The organism is Devosia sp., assembly GCF_039927955.1.
Taxonomy (GTDB): domain Bacteria; phylum Pseudomonadota; class Alphaproteobacteria; order Rhizobiales; family Devosiaceae; genus Devosia.
Window position 1 is genome coordinate 55,706 of record NZ_JBDSUA010000001.1, and the last position, 25,217, is coordinate 80,922.

Consider the following 25,217-nt stretch of genomic DNA (forward strand, 5'->3'; position numbering starts at 1 on the left):
CGACAGGAGCTTTATGGGGCCCAGTAGACGGTTACATTCTGGCCGGAGCGCAAGACGGCACGGATGGGCATGTCCTCTACGGGACCTTCGCTCAGAGCGGTGTCGAGAACGCCGGTCTTTTCTTCCCCCTCGATGTGGAGGTAGAGCCCTGCCGTGTTCAGCAAACGCGGCAGGGTAAAGGTGACGCGCGGTTCGCCCGCGCCCGGCGCGCGGATCGAAATCACGGGGCCGGGCGCGCTCAGCGCCTCGGCCAGAGTGTCGCCGCCCGGAAAGAACGAGGCGGTATGGCCATCGCTGCCCATGCCAAGCACGACGGCGGCAAAGGTTGTCGGCAGTCCGGCCAGCAGCGCGTTGGTCTTGGCGATATGGGCCGCATCAGGCTCGTCGCCGCCTGAATAGAGCGGAAAGAAGCGCGCCACGGCGGCCGGCCCCTGCAGCATCTTTTCGTTGACCAGCATGGCGTTGGAGCGGTCGTTGGTATCATCGACCCAGCGCTCGTCCACCAGCGTGACGATCACCTTGGACCAGTCGACATCCTTGTGCTTGCCCAGCGCCATGAAAAACCGCGACGGCGTCGAGCCACCCGATACCGCAATGGCGGCTACGCCTTCGGCTTCGATCGCCGCATTGATGTGGGCGGCGACGCTGTCTGCCAGCTCGGCAGCCAGCGCCAGACGGCCCTCGAAAGTGCGGCGTTCGATGCTCAATTAATTATCGTCCTCATACCAGGTGCGCCCATCGCGTTCGATCAGGGCAATCGCCCCGCTCGGGCCCCAGGTGCCAGCGACATAGGACTGCGGCGGTTCGCTCGAACGGTCCCAGCCCTCGCGGATCGGGTCGACCCATTTCCACGCCTGCTCCAGTTCGTCGCGGCGCATGAACAGGGTCTGGTTGCCACGGATCACGTCGAGCAGCAGCCGCTCATAGGCCTCGGGCGTGCGTTCGGTGAAAGTCTTGGCAAACGAGAGGTTCAGCGGCACTTCGCGCAGGCGCATGCCGCCCGGGCCTGGGTCCTTGATCATCATCATCAGCTTGACGCCTTCGTCTGGCTGCAGGCGGATGATCAGCTTGTTGGCCTTGGCCGCGCCCTCGGCGTGATCAAAAATCGAGTGCGGGATCGGCTTGAACTGGATGCAGATTTCCGAAACGCGGCTGGCCATGCGCTTGCCGGTGCGGAAGTAGAACGGCACGCCAGCCCAGCGCCAGTTCTCGACTTCGGCCTTGAGCGCTACGAACGTCTCGGTGCGGCTGCCCTTCTTGGCTTCGGGCAGTTCGTCCTGATAGCCGGCGACCGATGTGGTTTCCGACTTCACGCCCTTGTACTGGCCGCGCACGGTCGACTTGGCCACGTCGCCGTTGACGATCGGCTTGAGGGCGCGGAGCACCTTGAGCTTCTCGTCGCGCAGCGCGTTGGCATCATCCGACGCCGGCGGCTCCATGGCGACGAGGCAGAGCAGTTGCAGCATATGGTTTTGGATCATGTCGCGCAGGGCGCCAGATTCATCGTAATAGCCGCGCGTGCCGGCGCCGACCGATTCCGCCACAGTGAGCTGGACGTGGTCGATATGGGCCGAATTCCAGATCGGTTCGAACAGGGTATTGGCAAAGCGCAGCGCCAGCAGGTTCTGCACTGTCTCTTTGCCCAGGTAATGGTCGATGCGGTAAACCTGATCTTCCTTGAAGATCTTGGAGACGCCATCGTTGATTGCCATGGACGAGGCCAGGTCGTGCCCCAGCGGCTTTTCGATGACAACGCGGGCGTCGCGGCGATACAGCTTCTTCTTGTACAGATATTCGGCAATCGGCTCGAACAGGTCCGGCGCCACCGCAAGGTAAAAGGCGCGGACGATCTTGGGGTCGTCCCGCAGCGCCTTGCCCAGATCGCCGGTGCCTTCAGGATTGGTGGCGTCGACCGGCACGTAGGAGAAAATCTTGACGAAGCGATCGATGACCGCCGGATCCTGGTAGGGGGGCTCGACAAAAGCCGTGATCGCGTCGCGCGCTGCTTGCTGGAAATCAGCGCTGCTCAGCTTGGAGCGCGAGGCGCCGATAATGCGGCTATTCTCGTCGAACTGCCCGTCCTTGAAGCGGTGATACAGCGCCGGGATCAGCTTGCGCTTGGTCAGGTCGCCGGTAGCGCCGAACACCACATAATCGAATGGCTGGACTGGAATGATACGGCTGGACACGAGATGATAGTCCCTTCAGGGCAAGATTCAGGCAGAAGCGAAATTCTGTTTGGCCAGGATCAGCGCGCCATGCAGCGGCTCGAACCGCGGCAGCGCGACAAAGTCGCCATAGCGCTGTTCGAGCAGCGGAAACAGGCGTTGGCCAAAGCCGCCGACGATGGCCAGCTTTTTAGCGCCGGTGGATTTGAACCAGCGTACATAGGTATCGATATAGCCCATCTGGATGTCGATGAGTTGCTTGGCGATCGGATCGCCCTTGTCGAAATATTCCATCAGCACCGGGACCAGCCTGCCGAATTCTCCCGGCGCGCGGCCGATCAGCACGTCGTCGCACCCTTCGGTGCCGTCGCGGCTGATGATCTTGAGGTCCATTTCGGTGGCAAACGACCAGGTCATCGCCGCCTGATTGTTGCCGCCCAGCAGGCGGATGATTTCTTCGGTCAAGGGTGACGCGCCGATCAGCCCATCGGTGGCCTCGACCGACATGCGGGCCAGTTCGCGACCGATAATGGCTCCCGACATCTGGTCGCCGATCTGAAAACCCCAGCCGCCGACCTGAAAGCGCTGTCCATCGATGATCGACAGGGCCGCAGAGCCAGTGCCGACAATGGCGACGCCGCCATCTTCGCCACCCAACGCGCCGGCATGGGCGATATCGATATCGTCATAAACCTTCACGCCGGCGAACGGCCAGGGTCGGGCCGAAAAGGCAGCGCGGGCCGAATCCATCCGACCACCGGCCATGCCGAAGCAGGCATAAGTATTAGCGGCTTGGGCAATGTCGATTTCGGCGGAAGCAAACGCATCGCGCATGCCGTCGCTGATCGCCTTGTAAGCCGGGTCTCCGCCATCGATCTGCAGATTCGAGCGGCCGTTCCGGACTTCCGCGAGTGTCACAAGATTTTCATCGGCCAGACGAATACGACAATTGGTGCCGCCTCCATCAACGCCAAGATAATATCTGGGCACGCCCGCGCCTCCATGGTGTGGCATACTAATAGTGCGATCAATTCGCGCGGACCATAGTGCGAAAGATGCTAAGACGAAAGTAGAATAAGCGGCAAATTTGGGCATGCCTAGACTCGTTTGAGCATGGCATGGTTGCGCGGGTTTCGGCCCGGCGAAATGGAAAGGTATTTCCAATGGGACGACATGCGCTGGTGCTGGGTGGCGCCCGCTCCGGGAAAACCGGCTTTGCCGAGCGACTGGCGCTGCGCACGGCGCATAAGCCGGCCTATCTCGCCACAGCCGAAGCCCTGGATGCCGAAATGCGCGACCGGGTGGAAAGCCACCAGCGCGGCCGCGCCGAGCACTTCACCACCATTGAGGAACCAGTGGCCCTGAGCGGCGCACTGATCGCGGCGGCAGCCACGCATGATGTGATTCTGGTCGATTGCCTGACGCTGTGGATTTCCAACCTGCTCGGCGCGGGCGAGGATGTGGCGCAGGCGGTGGACGAGTTGGCCACCACCCTGACGCAAATCCAGCATGCCAAAATCATCCTGGTCAGCAATGAAGTCGGCCTCGGCATCGTGCCCGACAACAAACTGGCCCGCATGTTCCGCGATCTGGCCGGCGCCACCCACCAGCAATTGGCGCAGATTTGCGATGACGTCTATTTCGTTGTCGCCGGGCTGCCGATGACGCTCAAGGGCGAGCGGGCGGAGTAGGCAAGAAACCCCTCATCCGCCCTTCGGGCACCTTCTCCGGCAAGGGGAGAAGGGAGACTCAGTATTGTGACCAAGCGCAGGGCCTCCCCTCGCCCCTTGCGGGAGAGGGACAGATTTTCTGCGTTCAGCAGAAAATCAGGGTGAGGGGTTGCGATCTATCAGCCCTCACCACCAAGCCATCCACGACAACACTGCCACCACCACACTCACCGCAAACAACACCCCCAGCACCGCCTGATACAGCTGCAACGCCCGCAAAATATCGCTGCCAACCAACACCCGCTTGCCATCACCAAATGCCGGCAGATCGACCATGTCACCATCATAGCTGCGCGGCCCGCCCAGCTGGAAGCCCAGCGCCCCGGCAAAGCCCGCCTCCGGCCACCCGGAATTGGGCGAGGCATGCTTGCGCGCATCGCGTCTAGCCGTCGCCCAGGCTTTGCCCGGGCTGGCATGCGGCACGAAAAAACACGCTGCAGTAATCAGCACCGCAGTCAGGCGCGCCGGAACCCAGTTGACCAGATCGTCGAGCTTGGCCGCCGCCCAGCCATAATCGCGATAGCGCTCATTCATGTGCCCGATCATCGAATCGGCAGTGTTGATCGCCTTGTACAGCGCGATGCCCGGCAGCCCGAACAGCACCAGCCAGAACCACGGCGCCACCACCCCGTCAGACGTGCTTTCAGCCAGCGTTTCGATCGCTGCGCGCGCGACGCCAGCTTCGTCGAGCGCGTTCGGATCACGCCCGACGATCTGGCTGACTTCCTTGCGCCCGGCGTCAAGCGAAACCCCGAGCGCATCGGCCACAGCCCGCACCGCGCGGCCAAGTTCCTTCTGCGCGAGGAACGGCGTGGCGAGAATGAACTCCAAAATCCAGCCCTGCGGCACCTGCCGGGTCAGGTGCTGCACCAGCAGTGCGACCGCCAGCGTCACTAGCAGCAGGATGATCAGCGACAAAATCCCAGCGTCGCGGCGCTCCTTCGGGGTGCGTTCGCGCTTGTCGATAGCGGTTTCGAGATAGTCGATCAGCTTGCCGAACCACATCACCGGATGACCGATGGACTGGATGAGTTGCGGCGGATAGCCGGCATAGCGTTCGAGCAGCAAGGCAAAGGGCGCAATAAAAACGTGCATCAGCGGGCATCCACAGGCTGGGCGAGCGCATAAAGCGCGTCGAGATCGAGATGGGTTTCGAGATGGGCGGCCAGCGCGTCGAGCGTGGCTTCAACGCCCGCCTCATAGGCGGTATCACTGGCATTGTTACCCAGAAAGGCGCTGCGAAAGCCGTCCGAGGCGAAAACGCCGTGCAGATAAGTGCCGGTCACCAGGCCATCCGCGCTCCGCGCGCCCTCCGGCTGCGCGCCGATGCTGGCAAATGGCCGGGTGCGATCAGCGCCCTCGGTCAAGCCCATATGCATATGATAGCCGGTGATGGACTGGTCATGCAGCGCGTCGATGCCATGCACCACGCCGAGCTGTTTGATCGGCGCCAGCATGGTTTCCACATCGAGCAGGCCAAGCCCCGCGCTGGTGCCCGGCGCCCCCTCGATACCATCCGGATCGGCGATGGTCTTGCCCAGCATCTGGTAGCCGCCGCAAATGCCGAGCACCCTGCCCCCGGCGCGATGATGGGCCAGGATATCGATATCCCAGCCATGGCTTCGCAGCGCCGCCAGATCGGCCCGCGTCGCCTTGGAACCGGGCAAGATCACCAGATCGGCGTGGCGCGGAATGGGCTTCCCCGCCTCAACGATGATCAGCTCGACATCAGGTTCGGCCCGCAGCGGATCGAGATCGTCAAAATTGGCGATGCGCGGCAGGCGGGGCACCGCAATGGTGTACCGGCCACCGCTGGACCGCTGCGGCGCATCGAGCGCCAGCACGTCCTCGGCGGGCAACCGGTGCGCACCGGCAAACATTGGCAGCGGGCCGAACACCGGCCTGCCGCAGCGTTCGGCAATAAATGACTTGCCCGCATCGAACAGCGACGGATCGCCCTGAAATTTGTTGACCAGCGTGGCGACGATCAGCGCCGCATCGGCCGGATCGATCACCGCAAAGGTGCCGACCAATGCAGCAATGACGCCGCCCCGATTGATGTCACCGATGACGATCACCGGGACATTGGCCGCCCGGGCAAAACCGAAATTGGCAATATCGCTGGCGCGCAGATTGACCTCGGAGGCGCTTCCCGCCCCCTCCACCAGCACCAGATCGGCGGTTTTCGCCAGTTCGTGAAACGCCCCCAGCACCTGCGGCATCAGTTCGCCGCGCATCTTGAAATACTCGCGCGCCGGCATCGAGCCGACCCGCCTGCCCCGCACCACCAGTTGCGCGCCGGTTTCCTGCTCCGGCTTGAGCAGAACCGGGTTCATCGCCGTGATCGCAGGGCGATTGGCGGCGCGCGCCTGTAGCGCCTGCGCCCGGCCAATCTCGCCGCCATCCTCGGTCACCGCCGCATTGTTAGACATGTTCTGCGGCTTGAAGGGAGCGACCCTCAGCCCGCGCTTGGCGAAAGCCCGACACAGCCCCGCCACGATCAGCGACTTGCCGACATCGGAGCCGGTGCCCATGAACATCAGTGCCTTGGCGCTCATGCCGAACCCACATCGATGACATGGGCGTAAGACCCCATCACCCTGCCGATCACCGCGCCCATCGGCGGCAGCGTTTCGGCATAGGCATCCTTGGCGTGAAACAGCGGCGGCAGGCGCGACTGCCTGGCCGACGAATAATGAAATTCATGTCCCGCCAGCCGCTCCGGCCACGGCAACGGACTGGCATGAGCCAGCCGGCGATAGCCCAAAATCCGCTTGGGCCGATCGATGCGGGTCACCACCGGCAACAGCCCGGCCATGGCGTGCGGCACGCCCGCCTTGTCGATCAGCACCTCGCCCAGCGCCATGAAGCCCCCGCATTCGCCATAAATCAGCGCATCGCGGCTTTGCGCAGCAACGAGACCAGTTTTGAAATTGGTTGCGGCGGCAAGCGTCGCGCCGTGCAGTTCGGGATAACCGCCGGGCAGAAACACCGCATCGGCAGCAGCATCCGGCGCTTCATCCGCCAGCGGCGAAAAAAACGACAGCTCAGCCCCCGCCTGCCGCCAGCCATCGAGCAGATGCGGATACAAGAACGCGAACGCATCGTCACGGGCGATAGCGATGCGCTGGCCCAGTGGCGCCAGACGCGGCGTATCCGCCTCATCGGTCAACGGCTGCGCCAGGTCGAGCACTCTGCCCAGATCGACATAGTCACCGACGCTCTGCGCGGCCTGCGCCAGAAAACCCTCGAAAGCCGCAATCTCATCGGGCAGCACCAGACCGAGATGCCGCTCGGGCAGCGCCAGTTCCGCATTGCGCGGGATCGCTCCCAGGCAGGGAATACCAGTTGCCGCCAGTGCGTCGACCAGCATGCGTTCATGCCGCGTGGAGGCAACGCGGTTGAGGATGACGCCGGCCACTCGGACGCCGATGCGCCAATTGGCAAAGCCCGCAACCAGCGGCGCCACCGACTGGCTCTGTCTTTCGGCATCCACCACCAGCACCACCGGCAGTTCCAGCAGTTCAGCCAGATCGCCGGTTGAACCAGTGCCGTCGGCCGCGCCATCGAACAGGCCCATGACCCCTTCGATCAGCAGCAGATCGGCATCGGTGCTGGCAGCCAGGTGCTTCAGCCGATGACCGCTCATCGCCCAAGGATCGAGATTGATCGCCGGGCGCTGGGCGGCACGGCCGAGAAACGCGGGGTCAATATAATCGGGGCCGGTCTTGGCGGGCGCCACTGAGATGCCGCGTTGGCGCAGTGCCGCCAGCAGGCCCAGCGTCACCACGGTCTTGCCCGAACCCGAGCGCGATGCGCCGATGACGAGGCCCTTAGCCAAACGCACTCTCCCGCGCCGCGCCGGTGTACCAATCCAGCACCGGCCGATAGGCGCTGACCGGCCCGACGACAACGATGGCCGGTGTCGGCACATCCTGCAGTCCGATAGCGTCAGCCAGGGTGGTTTCGAGCACCTGCTGCAGCGGTGAAGCAGCATTGGAAACAATCGCCACCCGCTCCGCCGGATCGCGCCCTGCCGCCAGCAGCTTGGCGGCAATAGTGCCCAGATGCTTGACTGCCATGAACATGACGATCACCGGAGCGGCCCGGGAAATCGCCGGCCAGTCGAGCGGTGACACATCGCCGGTCTCGTCGTGGCCGGTGAGGAAAATCACCGACTGGTTGGTCTCGCGGTGGGTCACGGGAATGCCGGCATAGGCCAGACCGCCCAGGCCCGACGAAATCCCCGGCACGATGCGAAACGGCACCCCCGCCTCGAACAGCGCGGAGGCCTCTTCACCGCCGCGCCCGAACATGAACGGGTCGCCGCCCTTGAGCCGCAAAACGCGTTTGCCTTGCCGTGCCCAATCGATCAGTTGCAGTGAAATATCGGCCTGTTTCGGGCTCGGCTTGCCGCCGCGCTTGCCGGCGAACACTTTGAGCGTCTTTGCGGGCGTCAACGCTAACAATTGGGTAGCAACAAGGGCGTCATAGACAACCACGTCGGCCTGTCCGATTGCGTGATATCCGAGCAGTGAAATCAGCCCCGGCGCTCCCGGCCCCGCGCCCACCAACCAGACCGAACCCGGCTTGAAGGTTGGAAAATCGGCGGTGTCGAGAGCGGCAAAGTGCCCTTTTTTCCCGACAATGGATTTCAGCCAGCCGAACATCGAGTTCCCCAATTCCGGATCAGCTTATATAGGTCTTTGCCATGAGTGAAACCGCCGATGAGCATGCCCCCGATGGAAAGCCGCTGCGGCGCGGCTGGACCACCGGCGCTTGCGCCACGGCGGCAACGAAATCAGCGCTCTCGGCCCTGCTGGGCGGGGGATTTCTGGACCCGGCGAGCATCACCCTGCCCGGCGGGCGGCAGCCGGGATTTGCGCTGGCGCACGAGGTTTCGGGCGACGGCTTTGCCGAAGCGGGAATCATCAAGGACGCCGGCGACGATCCGGACGTAACCCATGGCGCCCTGATTATCGCACGGGTTACACACGGCATTGCCGGAAATGGCGTAACCTTCCACGCCGGCCCTGGCGTCGGCACGGTGACCAAGCCCGGCCTGCCACTGGCGGTCGGCGAGCCGGCAATCAACCCGGTGCCGCGATCCATGATGAGCGCGGTCGTCCACGAGCTTGCTACAGCGCATGGCGTGGCGCCGGATTTTGCCGTGACCATTTCGGTGCGCGACGGGGAACGGCTGGCTGAAAAGACCTGGAACGGGCGGCTGGGGATACTGGGAGGCCTGTCGATCCTGGGCACCACCGGGATCGTTATCCCCTATTCGTGCTCGGCCTGGATTCATTCGATCCATCGCGGCATCGATGTGGCCCGGGCGATCGGGCTTGATCACATTGTCGGCTCGACCGGCGATCTGTCAGAGAAAGCCGCGCAAGCGCGGCTGGGCCTGCCGATGGAAGCCTATCTCGATATGGGCGATTTCGTTGGCGGCATGCTGAAATACCTCAAGGCGCACCCAGTGGCCAAGGTGACCATCGCCGGCGGCTTTGCCAAGCTGGTGAAGCTGGCGCAAGGCGCACTGGACCTGCATTCGGCGCGCTCGACGGTGGAACTCGAGGGGCTGGCGGCCCTGCTGATCGAGCTTGGTGCCGATGCTGCACTGGTGGCGCGCGTGCCGCACGCCAACACCGCCAACGAGGTACTGACGATGGCGGGCGCATTACCCCTGGCCAATGCGGTGGCCCAGCGGGCTAAGGCGCAGGCGCTAAAAATACTTGGCGGCGACAGCATTGCCGTCACGATCCTGATCGTTGATCGTTCAGGGCGAATCGTGGGCGAGGCTTGAATGAACATCCTGATTCTGGGCGGCACCGGGGAAGCACGCGAACTGGCCGGGGCGTTGGTTGATCTCGGCCACACCGTGATCACCTCGATGGCCGGACGCACCAGTGATCCGATCCTGCCCAAGGGCGACCTGCGGATGGGCAAATTTGGCGGCATTCCGGGGATGGCCGCCTATTTGCGGGCGGCCCATGTCGACCGGCTGGTGGATGCGACCCATCCCTATGCCGGGCTGATCTCGATCAACGCCGTCGCCGCAGCCAAAGCCACCGGCGTTCCGCTGGTGCGCTACATGCGCCCGGCATGGGTACAGCAGGAAGGCGCCAACTGGATCACGGTTGAAACCGTGGCGGAGGCAGCGGCTGCCTTGCCCAGCAATACCGATGCGCTGCTGACCACAGGCCATACTGGGCTTGAGCTGTTTCTGGAACGCGACGATTGCGAATTCGTCGTGCGACTGATCGAGCCGCCCGAGATCGAATTGCCCAATAATGCCAAACTGGTTTTATCCCGCCCGCCCCATTCGGTAGAAGACGAAATGGCCCTGATGCGGCGCGAAGGCATCACCCATCTGGTGACCAAGAATTCCGGCGGCGCGCAGACCACCGCCAAACTGGCAGCAGCGCAACGGCTCGGCGTTCAGATCGTGATGATCGGTCGTCCGGTTTATGGCCCGGCCGTCGAAGCCAGCACCGTGGACGAAGCGCTGACAGCGATCTTGAATGGACCGTCTTAAACGGCCACTCGCTCCCGCCGTCTCGCTCCCAACTATCCCACCCACCGCGTTCCGACTGAGAGTTTGGAAAGGTGCTGACCTACTAAGCCTGCCGGGTTTTCTTCTTGCCGGCATTGCGCAGCACATGGGTGAAGTCGGCGTCGTAAAGCTTGGAATCCTTGAAGCGGGTTTCACCGAACACCCGGCCGACAAAAATCAGCGCCGTGCGGGTGATCTTTTCCTCGCGGACCCGGCTGCGCATTTCCGCCAACGTGGTGATGATGATTTCCTCGTCCGGCCAGGTGGCGCGGTAGATGATGATCACCGGGCAGTCCGGGCCATAATGCGGGGTCAGCGCAGTTTCGACATAGGCCAGATTGCGGATCGACAGGTGGATTGCCAGCGTCGCCTTTGAGGCGCCCAGCAGTTCCAGCCGCTCGCCATCGGGCACCGCACTGGCCTTGCCAGAGGTGCGGGTGATGATGATGGTCTGGGCGATTTCTGGGAGCGTCAATTCCGTGCGCAGGCGCGCTGCTGCGCCAGCGAATGCGGGGACACCCGGCACGACCTCGTAAGGAATATCCAGCGTGTCGAGGCGACGCATCTGTTCGGCAACCGCACCATAGATCGATGGATCACCGGAGTGGACACGAGCCACGTCCTGCCCCGCCTCGTGGGCGATGCGGATGTCTTCGATGATCTGGTCCAGATGCATCGGCGCGGTGTCTTTGACCAATGCGCCTGCCGGTGCTGACGCGACGATTTCCTGCGGCACCAGCGAACCGGCATAGAGGCAGACCGGGCAACGTTCGATCAGCCGCTGGCCCCGCAGGGTAATCAGGTCGGCAGCGCCAGGACCGGCGCCAATGAAATAGACGGTCATGAGGCAACCTTTTTGGCGTAGCCGCGCGGAGTGAAAGCGACGGTCTTGCCGTCGCCGCGCTTGAAGGCGCGGGAAGTGGAAGCCCCGAACAGCACGATGGTCAGCATGTCGATTTCGGTGGGATCGAACGCCGCCAGCGTGGTGACGCGAACGTTCTCCTCCGGCCGGCCAACGCTGGTGCCGATGACGACCGGCGTTTCGGGCGGACGGTGCCCAAGGTAGATCGCCTTGGCCTGTTCGATCAGATCGGTGCGGCGCAGCGAGCGGGGATTGTAGAATGCAGTGACGAAATCTCCCTCGGCCGCCGCGTGCAGGCGCTTGATAATGTCCTCGCGCGGCGTCAGCAGATCGGACAGGGAAATGGCGCAGAAATCATGGCCGATTAGCGCTCCGGCGGTCGCCGACGCCGCCTGCAGCGCCGAAATGCCGGGATGGCTTTCGACACCGACGCGGCGGGCGGCATCGGAGACGGCGCGGGTTCCGGTGGCGTCGAGCAATTCATAAACCAGCGCCGCCATGGCATAGATCTGCGCGTCGCCGGAGCAGACCAGCGCCACGGTTTTGCCGGTGGCGGCGAGTTCGAGCGCATGGCGGACGCGCGGCTCCTCGTCGCCGAGCGGAAAACGGTGTTCCTGTTGGCCCGATTGCAGGTCGGCGATCAGATCGAGATACAGGCCGTAGCCGACCCAGTCCGTTGCCACATCGAGTGCAGCGACTGCCGACGCGGTACGGGAGATGGCCTCGCCCGGCCCAATACCGACGATGTGTAATTGCCCCGGCGCCCGGCCGAAAGTTTCGGGATCGATCGGCGCGGCAGCGCGGCCGATAGCGCAGGTGGCGCGCCTGGACTTGTGCTTGGACACCAGTAGTTCGCCAGCCTTGAGCGCAGCAGCTTCGGATACGCCAGGCGTGCCAATCTCGGCTTCGACGATGGCTGATGGATTGACCAGCCGGCCGCGTTCTTCGTCGAGTTGGGATGCAGTGAACACGCGCAGCGGTACGCCGAAATGGGCGGCGACCGCGTGCAGGCCGGCTTCGTCTGCCTTGAGATCGATGGTGCCGATGGCGGCGAGGCTCAGCGGGGATAAATCATAGCGCGCAAGCGTTGCTGCCAGCAGATCGATGATTTCAGCCGCTTCGGTCCCCCGTTCGCAGCCGATGCCAGCGATCAGCGTTGTGGGGTGGACAATCAAACCGGTGCCGTCGGTTCGTTCGGTGACGGTGATTTTGACCGACCCGTCTTTGGCCAGCGGGTAGCCGGCCTCGGCCAGCCAGGGCGCTATTCCAGTCAAAGCAATGTCTTCACCGGCCAGCAGAGCCGCCATCGCCGGCTTGGCGTCGGCGGGATTGGCCAAGACATAACCTGCCGGCGGTTCGTCCAGACCGTGGGCGAACCTGCTGTCCGATGCAGTGGTCAGCGCGGCGGTGCCACCCAGACCATCGGCAATCCGTCGTGCGAGCCGATTGGCTCCATGATGGCCGCCGAGCAGCGGCACGACCTGCGCACCATCTTGACTGACGGCAATGACCGGCGATTCGTTGTGCTTATCGCCCAGGTGCTCGGCCAATAGCCGGATCAAAATGCCCGCCGCACAAACGCCAATGATTGGTGTGCCGGCCGCGAACAGGCGCGGCACCAGGGCCTTGTCGCCGACATGGACCGTACCGCCGGTCAGCGCCGCAATACGGTTGGCGGTTTCGGTGCCGGAGGCGGCAAAGGTCAGAATGGCGGGTTTCACGCTGTGGCCCAGGCTTCCTCTCCGCGATAGCAGAGGATGATCGAAAAATAAGGCCGCTCATCATGCGCGAAGGCTGCAAGCGGGGTGATGCGCTGGCGCGCGCCGGTGGCGTGTTCGATAACCACTGCATCGGCAGCATGGCCGGTTTCGATCAACAGGTCACGGATGCGATCGAAATGACGGCCGACTTTAATGATGGCCGCCGCTGGCGTGGAGAGCAGTTCGGCGCGCAACACATCGCTGTCGAGTGGCGCGGGCAGCACTTTGAGCGTTTCATTGCGCGCTGCTAACGGTCTGCCGATTGATGCTGCTGCCGCGGTTAACGAAGTGATACCCGGAACGACACTTATGTGAGCCGAAATGCGGTCCAGAAGATACATGGCCGAACCATAAAACAGCGGATCGCCCTCACACAGGTAAGCCACGTCACGGCCAGCATCGAGGTGGGCATGAATGGTGGTAGCAGCCGCATCATAGGCGGCGCGGCCGGGGGCGCGATCGACGGCCATGGGAATGGCGATCGGCAGCAAAATCGCCGCTGCGCCGATATGTTCGCGGGCAATGTTGTAGGCCATGGCGCTGTCTTCGCCGGTGGCTGGGTAGGCAACCACAGCCACATCGCGCAGGACGCGGGCGGCCTTGAGTGTCAGCAATTCCGGATCGCCAGGTCCGACACCTACCAGATGCAGCGTGCCGGTCATGGTTTGATCACCAGCCATTGGGTCACCGCCATGCGGGGGCGCAGGACGCGGTGGTCACCGACCTTGTCGAGCACCGAAATTTCGATCCGCACGATTTCGCCGCCCAGCCGTTCGTGGCGAAGGTAGATCGCCTGTTCGCCATCGAGTGTCACGGCGTTGGCAACCAGCCGACCGCCGGGGCGGAGTGCGATCCAGCAGGCGTCGAACAGCTCCTCGTTGCTGACGTCGCCCCCCATAAAAATCGCGTCGGGGGTAGGTTTGGCGGCAATGCTTGTGAGTGCCTCGCCGCTCTCGATGCGTAGCGTTGGCGCGCCGAGCGCCGCAGCGTTGAGGGCGATCATTCGTAGCCTATCAGCATCGCGTTCAAAGGCGATGGCTTTGGCATCGCGGGCAGCGCGCACCCACTCGATGGCGACCGAGCCGCAGCCAGCTCCGACATCCCAGAGCAGCGCACCAGGATAAGGGGCGAGCTTGGCGATGGTGGCGGCACGGACATCGCGCTTGGTCAGTTGGCCGTCCGATACGAAGGCATCGTCTGGGAGACCGGCAAGCGGGGGAAGCAAAGGCGCGGATTCAACCGCGACGCAATCGATGGCGAGCACGTAAAAATCGCCAATGAATTGAGTATCGAAGTTTTCCGCTTCGCTGCTGACGATATGCTCGTTCGGTGCGCCCAGGTTTCCCAGCGCGGTCATCAGGCTTTGGCCGTAGCCGCGATCCACCAGAATGTCGGCAGCGGCCACTGCGGTGCTTTTATCGCTGGTCAGCGCCAGAATGCGATTGCCCGGCAGGATATATGGATGCAGATTTTCCACCGCGCGACCATGGAGCGAGACGGTTGAAACGTGCTGGAGCGGCCAGCGCATACGCGCGGCGGCGAGTTGGAACGCCGACGGATACGGATGGACGGCAATTTCATCGCTGGCGTAGCGCTTTGCCAGTGTCGCGCCGATGCCAAACCACAGTGGATCGCCGGTGGCCAGGATTACGGTTGACGTGCCGCGCAGCGCGTCGATCTGGGCGAGCATGGCGTCGAGGGGGGATTGCCAGGGGGTGAGGTTTGCTGATGTTCCGGGCGCCTCTGTGGAGGTGAGCAGCGCAAGCAGTCGCTCCGCCCCGACTACAGTTTTGGCATCAGCGAGCAAAGCCAGCGTCGCCGGTGCAATTGCCTCGAGCCCGCCCTCACCCAGACCGATGATATCCAACCATTTGCTCATCGCGCGGCAGACTGCTTGGCGATGGCGTTAAACGCCGCGCTGGTGATGGCTGAGCCGCCGCGACGGCCACGCACGGACAGGTACGGAATGCCAGCGCCGGCCAGCAGCGCCTTGCTTTCCGCCGCACCAACGAAACCTACCGGGGCGGCAATGATCGCCGCTGGTTTCGGCGCCCCTGAAGCGATGATTTCGAGCAGATGAAACAGTGCAGTGGGCGCGTTGCCGATGACTACGACAGCGCCTGCCAGCCGGTCGCGCCAGAGTTCGACAGCTGCGGCGGAGCGGGTGGTGGCCAAGGACTTGGCAATGTCACGAATGGCGCGGTCGTTGAGCGTCACCACGAGTTCGTTGTTCTGCGGCATCGCGTCTGCGATGATCCCGGCATGGACCATTTCGCAATCGCAGAACACCGGTTTACCTTCCCACAGCGCCGCGATGGTGGCCTCGACGACTGCCGGGTCCCCGACGATGTCCGTTACCAGATCGATCATGCCGCAGGCATGGATCATGCGGATGGCGGCGGAGCGCAGCTCCGGCGGAAGCGACGACAGGTCGGCCTCGCGCTCGATGGTGGCGAAACTTTCGGCGTAGATGGCGGCGGGGTCGCGGAGATAGCTCATGCCGCCATTGCTCCGGCGGCAGAAGGCAAGTCCAGATGGCCGACACCGACGATCCAGCCTTCCTCGGTCACAGCGATTTCGTGCTCTGCGGCATTCAGCGATGCCGATGCCCCAAGCGCTCGATGCAGTGATCCATTGCGATCCAGTCTTGCGAACAGGCGTACCTGCGCTTCGACCTGCGCGCGATCCTTGACCATACCCTGTTCCAGTTGCTTGATGAGAGACGGGTAGATCTCGGCGATCACGATCGGTGCGTCGAGGCGCTGGTTGAAGTGCGTCTGGAATGGCCAGATGGCGATGTTTGGTCCCAGAGTCGGGTGGTGTCGCAAGGCTTCGAGCCGGGCTATTCCCAGCATGGCCTGGCTGCCGACTGACCCGGCATAGTAGAGCTGCCAGAGGGTTTTGGCGCCCTTGGCGTGGCGCTCGACCTGCCGGAATTCCGGCAGCGCGTCGAAGCGGTTGCCGATCTTGCGCGCACTGAGAAATTCCCTTGAGTGCCCCGTTGGGCAACCCCAGAATTGAGCGCCCTGCGCCGACAAGCGAGTATTGAAACGCGCGGCGACTTCAAAGCGGTTGGAGAGGTTGTCCGGAGCGTCCTCGACCTCTCGCGCCAACAACGCCCAAAGCGAATGCCACTGATCGCTGCCGCCCAATTTTTCGGCGACACCAGCGGGATAGCCGAATGGGAAATCAAACCCAATTAGAACGCGTTGGCCGGCCACCAAAGCCCGCTCGAGCCGTTCGACGATAGTTGCCATCGCGGCGTGGCGAGTGCGCGGGTTTTGGCTGATCTCCAGCACCCCAGCACTATTGGCCTCGGCGATCCAGATAGAATCCCTGCCGGATTTCGGGCTGTTATTGGCCGACCAATCGACAGCGATGTAGCGGTCGAACAACGTCACGGCTTGGTGCGCTCCCGTTGCGCCAGCTTGCCCTGCACCTTGGGCAAGGTTACCGGGCCCAGCGGATGGCTGGCGTGCGGATAGGGGTGATGATGGTGGTCATCATGGCTGTGCTCGTGCGAATGAAAATGCGCTGCGATCGCTGCAGGCTTTTTGTAAACAAGGGCGTGTTCGGCATGGGTGTGCGAATGCGCGCCGTGACCATGGTCGCCATGCGGTTCGTGGCTGTGCAGCGGCGTCCAGGGCAGGCCGTGGGCCTTGCAGAATGCTTCGTCGCGGCAGGAAGCATCGCAATCGCCGCCGCAGGGGCAGTTATCCATGCCGCCATTGATGCCTTCGACGTGGTGATGGTGGCTTTCCTGCGCCATGCCGACTTCGGCCTCAAAGCCCAGCACCTGCTCGCGATATTTGCACATCGAGCAGTTCATCAGGTTCTGGCCGACCAGCATTTCCTGCAGGCGGTCCATGAAGGTATCGATCACCAGCGGATGATCGTTGAGATAGGGCGCGTTGAGGATGTCGACGCCGGAATACTTGGCCTGTGCTTCTTCGCTTGCAGCGTAAATCCGTTTGACCAGCACGCCGGTGAACAGGAAATATGGGAACACGATGATGCGGCGATAGCCGAGCTTGACGACATGGTCGAGCGCTGGGGTGACCAGCGGGAAGGTGACACCGGAATAGCTGACTTCGCCCCAGCCAAAGCCCATGCCTTCCCACAGCATGCGCATCACCTTGGCGACGTTGGAATTGGCGTCGGGATCGGACGAGCCGCGCCCGACCACCATCAGCAGGGTTTCGTGGCGTGAAATGGTCTGGTCGGCCGCGCCAGCAATGGCCTGTTCGATACGGTCGCCGGCGGCGCGGATCATCTTGAGATCGACGCCAAGTTCGCGGCCATAGGTGATGTCAAAACCACTGTGTCCGGCGGCGTAGGTGTTGAGCACCGAGGGAATGTCATTCTTGGCGTGGCCGGCGGCGAACAGCATGCCGGGCACCGCCAGCACCTTCTTCACGCCCTGTTCGCGCAGCCGATCCAGCCCCAAGTGAATGACCGGATTGGCAAATTCCAGATAGCCATATTCCACCGGAACGCCCGGCAGGCGCTCGCGTAAACGCTCGGCGAGGCTGGCGAATTCGCCAACGGCAAGCTGGTTGCGGCTGCCGTGGCCACACAGCATGACGCCGGTATCGGGGGGCAAGGACAGGATTTGAGTCATCGATCGCCTCTTGGCTGGGGACAAAGAGGCAGGTTCGGCAAAAAACCGTAGCAGCTCCGGAATTGGTCCCCGATTTGGGTCGACCGCACCGAACTCTGTTGCAGTTCCTGTGGGGAACGCTGCGCTGGAGCCGTTCTAGAGAAGCGGAACTGCGTGGTCAATCAAAGGCTTGACCATTGTCGGCCCAGTTCAGAATGCTTTTGAAAATGATTTGCAAATACAAGGACTTGCCGGACCCGTTCGCGCACGTTATGTCCGCTTCAGCAGCGTAGCAAACCGTAGGCTACTGCGATCTGGGGCAAGCTCTTGGCAGATAATTCGGCACGGCAGATTATGAGCATTGCGGCGGCCAGCCTGGTTGTCGGGCTGGTGGTGCTTGGCCTCAAGCTGGTGGCGTGGCGGATTACCGGATCGATCGCGCTGTATTCCGACGCGATGGAATCGATCGTCAATGTCGTCACGGCGATCACTGCGTTTGTGGCCGTATCGTTGGCGCAAAAGCCTGCCGACGCCGCCCTGCCCTATGGCTATCACAAGGCCGAGTATTTTTCGGCAGTCATCGTCGGGGTGGTGATCATCGTCGCGGCGATCCTGATCATTCGCGAAGCGGTGACGGGGCTGTTCAGCCCCGAGCTGCACGCCGCTTCGATGAACGGGCTACTGATCAGCGGCGGGGCGACCGTGATCAACGCCATATGGGCATTTTTTCTGCTGCGTTTTGGTCGCAAGGTGCGATCGCCAGCGCTGGAGGCCGACGCCAAGCATCTGTTCACCGACGTGATTTCCACGGGCGGCGTGCTGGTCGGTTTGGTGCTGGCCTTTGTCACCGGCTGGGCCGTGCTCGATCCGATATTGGCAGGTTTGGTGGCGCTGAATATCCTTTGGTCCGGTTGGGCTGTCATCCGCGATAGCGTCGGCGGCCTGATGGACGTGGCAACGCCCTTGCCGACGCTCAAGATCATCCGCGAGGTGATTGCCAGCAATGCGGACGGGGCCATCGAAGCGCACGACATTCGCACAAGACAGGCGGGTAAGCTGACGTTTGTTGAGTTCCATCTGGTGGTGCCAGGCATCATGACCGTGGAGCGCTCGCATGACATCTGCGACCGGCTGGAAGCCAAGCTCCGCGAGGCGGTCGAGGATATTCAGGTGACGATCCATGTCGAGCCTGAGGAAAAAGCCAAGCATTCCGGGATCGTGGTCGTTTAAGCCATCGCAATGTGACTTGCGGGACGCCGATGGCGCGGGCAAGATTTGTGTATGCGCACGCTGATCATCGCCCTCGTCTTTGCCGCCACCATCCCTGCCTTTGCGGCCGGCTGGTCGCATTACGACAATACCCGTTTCGGCTACGGCATCGACATTCCACCGGACTTTGATGCACTCGGCGAAAGCGACAATGGCGACGGACAGGCTTTTGAGCGCGGCGCGCGGGCACAAAAGCTGCTGGTCTGGGGTGGGTTTACGTTGGACGGGTTCGAGGCGGAAGTTGCCGCCCGGATGGGTTATGCCACCGCCGACGGCTGGACCATCAGCTATCAGGCGACAACACCGCAATGGGCCAGCTTTTCCGGCAGTATTGGCCAGCGCATTTTCTATCAGCGGATGATTTCGCTGTGCGGCGGCAGTCAATACGCCGCCTTCGCCGTGGAATATTCCCAGATCGATGTGGCGAAAATGGACGAGGTGGTCGGAACACTGGTCAAATCACTACGCGGCAGCGGCGCCTGTTAGCGCAGCACCCTGATCTGCTTGGGCTGAACACCCCATTCCGAGACCTTGCCAGTGATTTCCAATCGGTCGCCAAGCTGCGGTCGCGGCACGATCGACCGCGCGCATTGGCTAAAATCGTCATATTTGAGATTCCTGGCGATGGCCCGGCCGCAATTGCGGGAGCCGCCAATGGTGATTTCGTTTACCTGAAAGATGACTGTTCCGGTGGTGCCGCGGCTTTCGCCCAAGACGGCGGGAACACTGCTCAAGGCGCAATAATAGCCAGCGGCGCAGGCCACCACCAGCGTGGCAATCGTGCCGCGCCAGCCGGTGGCCGGCAGTAGTTGCGCGATGACGTAAAGCGCACAGAGCGCGCAGAGTACGGCGCAGGCCAGCCCCACCCAGATATTGGCCTCGGAATAGGCGCGTGTGGTGACAAAGCCGCGACCCGGGCCAATTGGCGCGATCATGGCGAAGCCGAGCAGCACGGCGCAGCAGGCAGCAACGCCGATGCGATCGAGCAGGCTCCATTCCTCGGTGGCATCATCTGCGTTGAACATCGGTCGGCCCCAGTTACCGACCTACTCAACCACAGAAGCGCCAAGCAAAACTTAAAGTCTAAAACTCAATACCGGCCTGGGCTTTAACGCCGGTGCGGAACGGGTGCTTGATCTCGGTCATTTCGGTGACCAGATCGGCAATTTCGATCAGTTCATCCTTGGCGTTGCGGCCGGTGACAATGACGTGGGTATCGCGCGGCTTGTTTTTAAGCACCTCAATGACTTCTTCGAGTGGCAGATAATCATAGCGCAAACAGATATTAAGCTCATCGAGCAACACCATTTTGTAGGCTGGGTCGGCGATCATTTCCTTGGCCTGTTTCCACGCGGCGGCGGCGGCGGCGAGGTCGCGCTGGCGATCCTGGGTGTCCCAGGTAAAGCCCTCGCCCATGGCGCGGATGGTCACCAGATCGGAGAATTTTTCCAGTACGTCGCGTTCGCCGGTGCCCCAGGCGCCTTTGACGAACTGGACGATGCCGACCTTGAAACCGTGGCCAATGGCACGGAATACCATGCCGAAGGCGGCGGTGGATTTTCCCTTGCCCTTACCGGTATGGACGATCAGCAGGCCGCGTTCCTCGGTCTTGGTGGCCAGCATCCGGGTGCGGGCCTCCTTCTTTTTCTTCATCTTTTCAGCGTGATAGGCGTCGCGTTCCGCCTCGGTCATCAGATCGGTCTTCTTGGGCGCGCGGTCGTTCATGGACGAAGCCTTTCTGCGGCGGCGATGATGATGGCGGCGGCCCGCTCCGGGGACAGATTGGTATTGTCGAGTTCAAGCAGGTTGGGGTGATTGATGGGCAGCAGCGCAACCGTGTCGCGCCGCGCCAGACCAGAGGCCACGTCGGTATACTTGAAATTCGCGCGGCGTTCCGGAGTCGGCAGCCGCAGTGCGTGCTGGTCGATGTCGCAGTTCAGCAGCACCGGCAGGAAGTTGGCGTTGCGGCGCTGCGCCAACAAGACGGAGCGCTCGAACCATCGCTGGTCTTCGGGGTCATCGGTCAGAGCGTTGGTGAGGACATAGCTATAGTCGGCAGGCGCAACCGCCTCGATGGTTTCAAAGGCGATTTCGCGGATACGGCCAATATGATCCCAGATGATCTCGGGCAGCTCGGATTTCCCATCGGAAGGCAACAGACTGAAAACTACGTTGTTGATCAAATGGTTATCGAGCAGACGAGCGCTGGTAGCAGCCACGATCGCCTTGGCAGTGGTCAGCTTGCCGACGCCGTAGTGGCCGAGCAGATAGATAATAGTGTTGTTCATGCGCTTCCCTCATGAAGGAGAGCGTAGGCGGAATTGGAGCGTGGGGTCCAGAGGCCGCGGGCGATAGCATCGTTGAATTTGGCGATCAGTTCATCGTAGCCGAAGTGGTTGTTCTGCCTGATGAAATCGCGCACTGAATGGTCTTCGACAAAGGCTTCGAAGGCCAGGTCGAAGTGATGGGTTTTGACCGCGCCGGTGGTGGCGGCGAAGGCGAACATATAGTCGACGGTGGCGATGATTTCGAAGGCGCCCTTGTAGCCGTGGCGGCGCACGCCATTGATCCACTTCGGGTTGACGACGCGCGAGCGCATGACCTTGGAAATTTCTTCCGCAAGGCTGCGGGTCAGCGGCCGATCGGGGCGCGAATGGTCGTTGTGATAGGCGGCTGGTTTGGTGCCCGACAGGGTTTCGGCGGTGGCGGAAAGGCCACCTTCGAACTGGTAGTAATCATCACTATCGAGAAGGTCGTGTTCGCGATTGTCCTGATTGTGGATCACTGCATCGATATCGGACAGGCGGGCGGCGAAGCGGGCGCGTTCGGGCAGGCCGGCAGCCTGCGCGCCATAAGCATACTGGCCCCAATTGAGGAAGGCCTCGGCCAGATTGGACTTGGTCTGCCAGTTACCGCTATCAATCAGGCCTTGTAGCCCGGCGCCATAAGCACCTGGTTTTGAACCGAAAATCCGGTGACCAGCGCTGAGTGCGGCTTCTGCTTCACTGTTGCCGGCGGCCATCAAGCCCAAGGCATCAGTGCGCATTCTAGCAGCAATGGGGTTCTGGTCTTCAGGTTCATCGAGAGCGCCGATGGCCCTGATGGCACGGTCGAACAGGGCGATCTGGGCGGGAAAGGCATCACGGAAAAACCCGGAGATGCGTAGGGTGACATCGACGCGAGGGCGACCAAGTTTGGCGAGGGGGATGATCTCGTAGCCCGAGACCCGGAGGGAGGACGGCTCCCATTTTGGCCTGGCGCCGATGAAGGCCAGTGCCTGGGCGATATCGTCACCACCGGTGCGCATATTGGCGGTGCCCCAGACGGAAAGGGCCAATGATTTCAAGTAACTACCGTGATCCTGGAAATATCTTAGAACGACATTCTCTGCCGACTTGCGGCCGAGTTCCCACGCGGTTGGGGTGGGAACGGCGCGATTGTCGAGCGAGAAGAAATTACGGCCGGTCGGCAGCACGTCGAGGCGGCCGCGTGAGGGGGCGCCGGAGGGGCCGGGGGCGATGAATTTTCCATCGAGACCATCGAGCAAGGCCTTGATTTCATTGGGTCCGCTGGCGGCAAGGCGCGGACGAATATTGGTTTCGACAGTGTCCAGAACGGCGCGCGTGGCGGTCCATTCGGGATCGGGCGAACGCCCCGATACCAGTTCGCTGGCCAAAGCCTCCAAGGCCTCGATTACGTCGCCATTGGTGCGAATATGAACGGATTCCGAGCGACCTAGAAATGGCGCCTGGGGTCCGGACCAATGCGTTCCCTGCCGGGCTGTGAGCGGATCGAAACCGAGTTTGAGATCATCGGCCAGCGCGCGGACCAACGAGGCATCATTGCCCCCATTGTCCCCGCGCGGGACGCGAGCCAAGGCGACGATCAGGTCGCGTTCGAGATCGCCGGCGGGGGACTGGCCGAAGATGTGCAGGCCATCACGAATCTGGGACTCCTTCAGTTCGCAGAGGAAGTTGTCAATTTCGGCCAAAGCCGCATCGGGATTGTCCGGCAAGGCGATGTCGCGATCGAGGCGCGCGTCCCTGGCGAAATCAAGGATACGGCGTTTAAGATCGGCCAGACGGCGGCGGTCCATGCCGGAGGCGGCATAATACTCATCGAGCAGGGCTTCGAGGTCTTTGAGCGGACCATAGGTTTCGGCACGGGTCAGCGGCGGCACCAGATGATCGATGATGACCGCGCCAGTGCGGCGCTTGGCCTGGGTGCCCTCGCCGGGGTCGTTGACGATGAACGGATAAAGATGCGGCAACTGGCCCCAGAGCGCGTCGGGGTAACTGGTGTCATCGAGCGCGGTGGCCTTGCCGGGGAGCCATTCAAGATTGCCATGCTTGCCGTTGTGGATCAGCGCGTGGGCGCCAAAGCAGTGGCGCAGCCAGAGATAGGCAGCGAGATAGGCGTGCGGGGGAACGAGGTCGGGATCGTGGTAATTCGCGGTTTCATCGCGGTCATAGCCGCGGGCGGGCTGGAGCAGGATGGCGATATTGCCGAAGATCAGCGCGGGGAGATGGAACGTGCCGCCGCCCACAAAGGGGTCGGCTTCGGGGCCGCCCCAGCGGGTGGTGACTTCGGACTGGATTTTGGCGGGGAGTGTCGCGAAGAGGCGGGCGTAGTCAGATAGTGGGAGTTGGGCGGGCGAGGTGCCGCGCTGTGGGTTGGCGTTGGTGGGGCCGGATTGCAGGAGGGTGATGAGGTCGTTGCCGCCGATGTCGCTGCCCCACCCCCTCCCTGCCTCCCCCATCAAGGGGGAGGTGTCGTGCCGGTGGTTGGACGGGATCGCGCCAGCTACTGGATGCGGCACCCTCCCCCTTGTGGGGAGGGTTGGGGAGGGGGTGAGGACGTACCCTGTCCCTTCCAACGCCTTCAAAATTTCCACTGTCGACTGCGGCGCGTCGTAGCCGACGCCATTGGCGAGGCGGCCGTCGCGGATGGGGTAGTTGGCGAGGACAATGGCGACTTTGCGATCAGGGCGGGCGGTGGCGCGAAGGCGGGACCAGTTTTTGGCTAGGGTGACGGCGCGGGCGATGCCACTGGGGTCGGGCGTGTAGGCCGAGAGCGGGCACTGCGTGCGGGCGTGCCAGACGGCGTCCTGTTTGTGGCCGATCAGGATGGCGCCGATGCGGCCGTCGAGTTCGGGCAGGACGATCTGCATGGCAAGGTCTTTGGCGGTGAGGCCTTGCGGATCGGCGGCATACTGTTCCTGCGGGCGGCCGCCTTGCAGGAGCTGGATGACTACGGCGTCGGTGCCGGAGAAGGGGTTGGATTTATCGTCGAGGCCATCGAGGCCGAGGGCGAAGCCGGTGAGGTTGAGGATGGCGCTGGGGGGGAAGGCGGCCAAGGCGTTTTGCACGAAACGCACGCAGGGGCCTTCCTTAAGGGAAGAGACGACCAGCGGGACCGGAGCCAGATTTTGGGCTTCGAGGGCGCTAATCAGGGCTTCGAGCGTGGCCGTGCCGGCGCCTTCGAGGGCGGCGCGGTAGAACAGGATGGGGATGTGGGAGGGGTGCTCGCCGCTCCTTGTGGGGAGGGTTCCTTTGCTCGGTGCGTGGGGTTCGTCCCCACCCCTGCTCCCTCCCCACAATGGGGAGGGAGACGCAAGGGCCGCGAGGTGTTGGCGCAGGGTTGGTTCGTCGGTGATGCCGAGGGTGGGGTGCCAGAGACCGAAGCGGGCGAAGGGGGTTGGGGTGAGATTAGTCAGACTTGGCTTCGAGCGCGTGGCGCCCCCCTCCCCTGCCCTCCCCACGAGGGGGAGGGTGCTGGATCCAGTTTGCGCCAGGCCGTTGAATGCCTTGAGCAGCGCATCGGCGTTGTCGGGGCCGCCGGCGGTGAACAGGCTGTGGAGTGCAGTCCAGTCATCGGGGTGAATGGTGGAGCGGTCGCGCAGGATCGGGTCCGGGTTGAGATCGCCGGGGAGGAGGGCCAGCGCGATGTTCTGGTTGGCGCAGAGAGCGGTGAGTTCGTCGACACCGTATTGCCAGTAGCTAGCGCCGCCGAGCAGGCGGATGACCACCAGCCTGGCGTGGCGGACGGTGTTTTCCAACCAGAGATCGACTGAGAGATTGTGCGACAGGCGGAGCGTGTTGGCGAGGCGGAGTTCGGTTTCGGCGGTGCGGTCGACAGCGCCGGCCAGCATGGCCAGTTCGCTATCGGCGGCGGAGGCGAAGATGATCTGGCCCGGCGTCTGGGCCAGATCAATGGCTTCGCCATCCTGCTGGATGGCCCCGGCCTGGGCGGAGAGCAGGTGCATTTCGGCC

23 protein-coding genes are annotated in these 25,217 nt (G+C 62.9%); 5 read left to right on the forward strand and 18 right to left on the reverse strand.

Going from position 1 to position 25,217, the window contains the following annotated elements; all coding sequences use genetic code 11:
* Positions 1-11 precede the first annotated feature (11 nt).
* The 3 genes from pgl to ABIT12_RS00310 are packed head-to-tail and all read right to left on the reverse strand — an operon-like array spanning position 12 to position 3,158.
* Positions 12-707 (reverse strand): 6-phosphogluconolactonase, encoded by a 696-nt coding sequence (gene pgl, locus ABIT12_RS00300; protein WP_348040238.1) that lies wholly within the window; start codon positions 705-707, stop codon positions 12-14.
* Positions 708-2,189 (reverse strand): glucose-6-phosphate dehydrogenase, encoded by a 1,482-nt coding sequence (zwf, locus tag ABIT12_RS00305; RefSeq protein ID WP_348040241.1) that lies wholly within the window; start codon positions 2,187-2,189, stop codon positions 708-710.
* Between the two features lie 27 nt (positions 2,190-2,216).
* Positions 2,217-3,158: a BadF/BadG/BcrA/BcrD ATPase family protein gene (locus ABIT12_RS00310; protein WP_348040243.1), complete on the reverse strand. Its 942-nt coding sequence runs from the start codon at positions 3,156-3,158 to the stop codon at positions 2,217-2,219.
* A gap of 173 nt (positions 3,159-3,331) precedes the next feature.
* Between ABIT12_RS00310 and cobU the strand changes: the two genes are divergently transcribed.
* Positions 3,332-3,859 (forward strand): bifunctional adenosylcobinamide kinase/adenosylcobinamide-phosphate guanylyltransferase, encoded by a 528-nt coding sequence (cobU, locus tag ABIT12_RS00315; protein WP_348040245.1) that lies wholly within the window; start codon positions 3,332-3,334, stop codon positions 3,857-3,859.
* Between the two features lie 165 nt (positions 3,860-4,024).
* On the opposite strand, the gene cbiB is transcribed toward cobU, so the two are convergent.
* The 4 genes from cbiB to cobA are packed head-to-tail and all read right to left on the reverse strand — an operon-like array spanning position 4,025 to position 8,568.
* Positions 4,025-4,993: an adenosylcobinamide-phosphate synthase CbiB gene (gene cbiB / locus ABIT12_RS00320; RefSeq protein ID WP_348040247.1), complete on the reverse strand. Its 969-nt coding sequence runs from the start codon at positions 4,991-4,993 to the stop codon at positions 4,025-4,027.
* Positions 4,993-6,456: a cobyric acid synthase gene (locus tag ABIT12_RS00325; protein WP_348040249.1), complete on the reverse strand. Its 1,464-nt coding sequence runs from the start codon at positions 6,454-6,456 to the stop codon at positions 4,993-4,995. Before ABIT12_RS00325 ends, cbiB begins: the two co-directional genes overlap by 1 nt.
* Positions 6,453-7,739: a cobyrinate a,c-diamide synthase gene (locus ABIT12_RS00330; protein ID WP_348040251.1), complete on the reverse strand. Its 1,287-nt coding sequence runs from the start codon at positions 7,737-7,739 to the stop codon at positions 6,453-6,455. The genes ABIT12_RS00325 and ABIT12_RS00330 overlap by 4 nt, the downstream gene beginning before the upstream one ends.
* Entirely contained in the window at positions 7,732-8,568 is an 837-nt protein-coding gene (gene cobA / locus ABIT12_RS00335) for a uroporphyrinogen-III C-methyltransferase (RefSeq protein WP_348040253.1), read from the reverse strand. Before cobA ends, ABIT12_RS00330 begins: the two co-directional genes overlap by 8 nt.
* Before the next feature lie 41 nt (positions 8,569-8,609).
* Here cobA and ABIT12_RS00340 point away from each other — a divergent pair, with 41 nt between their 5' ends.
* Together ABIT12_RS00340 and ABIT12_RS00345 are read left to right on the forward strand one after the other, a co-directional pair.
* Positions 8,610-9,704, forward strand: coding sequence for a cobalt-precorrin-5B (C(1))-methyltransferase (locus ABIT12_RS00340; protein WP_348040255.1), 1,095 nt, complete (start codon positions 8,610-8,612; stop codon positions 9,702-9,704).
* Positions 9,705-10,436, forward strand: coding sequence for a cobalt-precorrin-6A reductase (locus ABIT12_RS00345; RefSeq protein ID WP_348040257.1), 732 nt, complete (start codon positions 9,705-9,707; stop codon positions 10,434-10,436).
* Between the two features lie 82 nt (positions 10,437-10,518).
* On the opposite strand, the gene cobM is transcribed toward ABIT12_RS00345, so the two are convergent.
* The 7 genes from cobM to ABIT12_RS00380 are packed head-to-tail and all read right to left on the reverse strand — an operon-like array spanning position 10,519 to position 17,697.
* The gene (gene cobM, locus ABIT12_RS00350) at positions 10,519-11,298 is read right to left on the reverse strand and encodes a precorrin-4 C(11)-methyltransferase (protein WP_348040259.1); all 780 of its coding nucleotides are present in this window, start codon (positions 11,296-11,298) and stop codon (positions 10,519-10,521) included.
* Positions 11,295-13,037 carry a precorrin-3B C(17)-methyltransferase gene (gene cobJ, locus ABIT12_RS00355; protein WP_348040261.1) on the reverse strand — a complete coding sequence of 581 codons (1,743 nt, stop codon included), beginning with the start codon at positions 13,035-13,037 and terminating at the stop codon, positions 11,295-11,297. The genes cobM and cobJ overlap by 4 nt, the downstream gene beginning before the upstream one ends.
* On the reverse strand, positions 13,034-13,756 hold the full coding sequence (cobI, locus tag ABIT12_RS00360; protein ID WP_348040263.1) for a precorrin-2 C(20)-methyltransferase: 723 nt from the start codon (positions 13,754-13,756) through the stop codon (positions 13,034-13,036). The genes cobJ and cobI overlap by 4 nt, the downstream gene beginning before the upstream one ends.
* A complete protein-coding gene (cbiE, locus tag ABIT12_RS00365; protein ID WP_348040265.1) occupies positions 13,735-14,955 on the reverse strand; it encodes a precorrin-6y C5,15-methyltransferase (decarboxylating) subunit CbiE in 1,221 nt (406 codons plus the stop codon). Before cbiE ends, cobI begins: the two co-directional genes overlap by 22 nt.
* Positions 14,952-15,575, reverse strand: coding sequence for a precorrin-8X methylmutase (locus ABIT12_RS00370; protein WP_348040269.1), 624 nt, complete (start codon positions 15,573-15,575; stop codon positions 14,952-14,954). The genes cbiE and ABIT12_RS00370 overlap by 4 nt, the downstream gene beginning before the upstream one ends.
* Complete coding sequence (locus ABIT12_RS00375) at positions 15,572-16,477, reverse strand: hypothetical protein (protein ID WP_348040271.1); 906 nt, start codon at positions 16,475-16,477, stop codon at positions 15,572-15,574. Before ABIT12_RS00375 ends, ABIT12_RS00370 begins: the two co-directional genes overlap by 4 nt.
* Positions 16,474-17,697: a sirohydrochlorin chelatase gene (locus tag ABIT12_RS00380; RefSeq protein ID WP_348040273.1), complete on the reverse strand. Its 1,224-nt coding sequence runs from the start codon at positions 17,695-17,697 to the stop codon at positions 16,474-16,476. The genes ABIT12_RS00375 and ABIT12_RS00380 overlap by 4 nt, the downstream gene beginning before the upstream one ends.
* A 333-nt stretch (positions 17,698-18,030) precedes the next feature.
* Between ABIT12_RS00380 and ABIT12_RS00385 the strand changes: the two genes are divergently transcribed.
* Complete coding sequence (locus ABIT12_RS00385; protein ID WP_348040309.1) at positions 18,031-18,906, forward strand: cation diffusion facilitator family transporter; 876 nt, start codon at positions 18,031-18,033, stop codon at positions 18,904-18,906.
* A gap of 51 nt (positions 18,907-18,957) precedes the next feature.
* Entirely contained in the window at positions 18,958-19,431 is a 474-nt protein-coding gene (locus ABIT12_RS00390) for a hypothetical protein (protein WP_348040275.1), read from the forward strand.
* Here the strand turns inward: ABIT12_RS00390 and ABIT12_RS00395 are convergent.
* From ABIT12_RS00395 to cobN, 4 genes are read right to left on the reverse strand one after another with little or no spacing between them, the layout of a single operon-like run.
* Positions 19,428-19,970: a hypothetical protein gene (locus ABIT12_RS00395; protein WP_348040277.1), complete on the reverse strand. Its 543-nt coding sequence runs from the start codon at positions 19,968-19,970 to the stop codon at positions 19,428-19,430. The two genes, ABIT12_RS00390 and ABIT12_RS00395, sit on opposite strands and share 4 nt — an antisense overlap.
* Positions 19,971-20,028: 58 nt before the next feature.
* The gene (gene cobO, locus ABIT12_RS00400) at positions 20,029-20,670 is read right to left on the reverse strand and encodes a cob(I)yrinic acid a,c-diamide adenosyltransferase (RefSeq protein ID WP_348040279.1); all 642 of its coding nucleotides are present in this window, start codon (positions 20,668-20,670) and stop codon (positions 20,029-20,031) included.
* Complete coding sequence (locus tag ABIT12_RS00405) at positions 20,667-21,233, reverse strand: hypothetical protein (RefSeq protein ID WP_348040281.1); 567 nt, start codon at positions 21,231-21,233, stop codon at positions 20,667-20,669. The genes cobO and ABIT12_RS00405 overlap by 4 nt, the downstream gene beginning before the upstream one ends.
* Positions 21,230-25,210, reverse strand: coding sequence for a cobaltochelatase subunit CobN (gene cobN, locus ABIT12_RS00410; protein ID WP_348040283.1), 3,981 nt, complete (start codon positions 25,208-25,210; stop codon positions 21,230-21,232). Before cobN ends, ABIT12_RS00405 begins: the two co-directional genes overlap by 4 nt.
* Between the last annotated feature and the right edge of the window lie 7 nt (positions 25,211-25,217).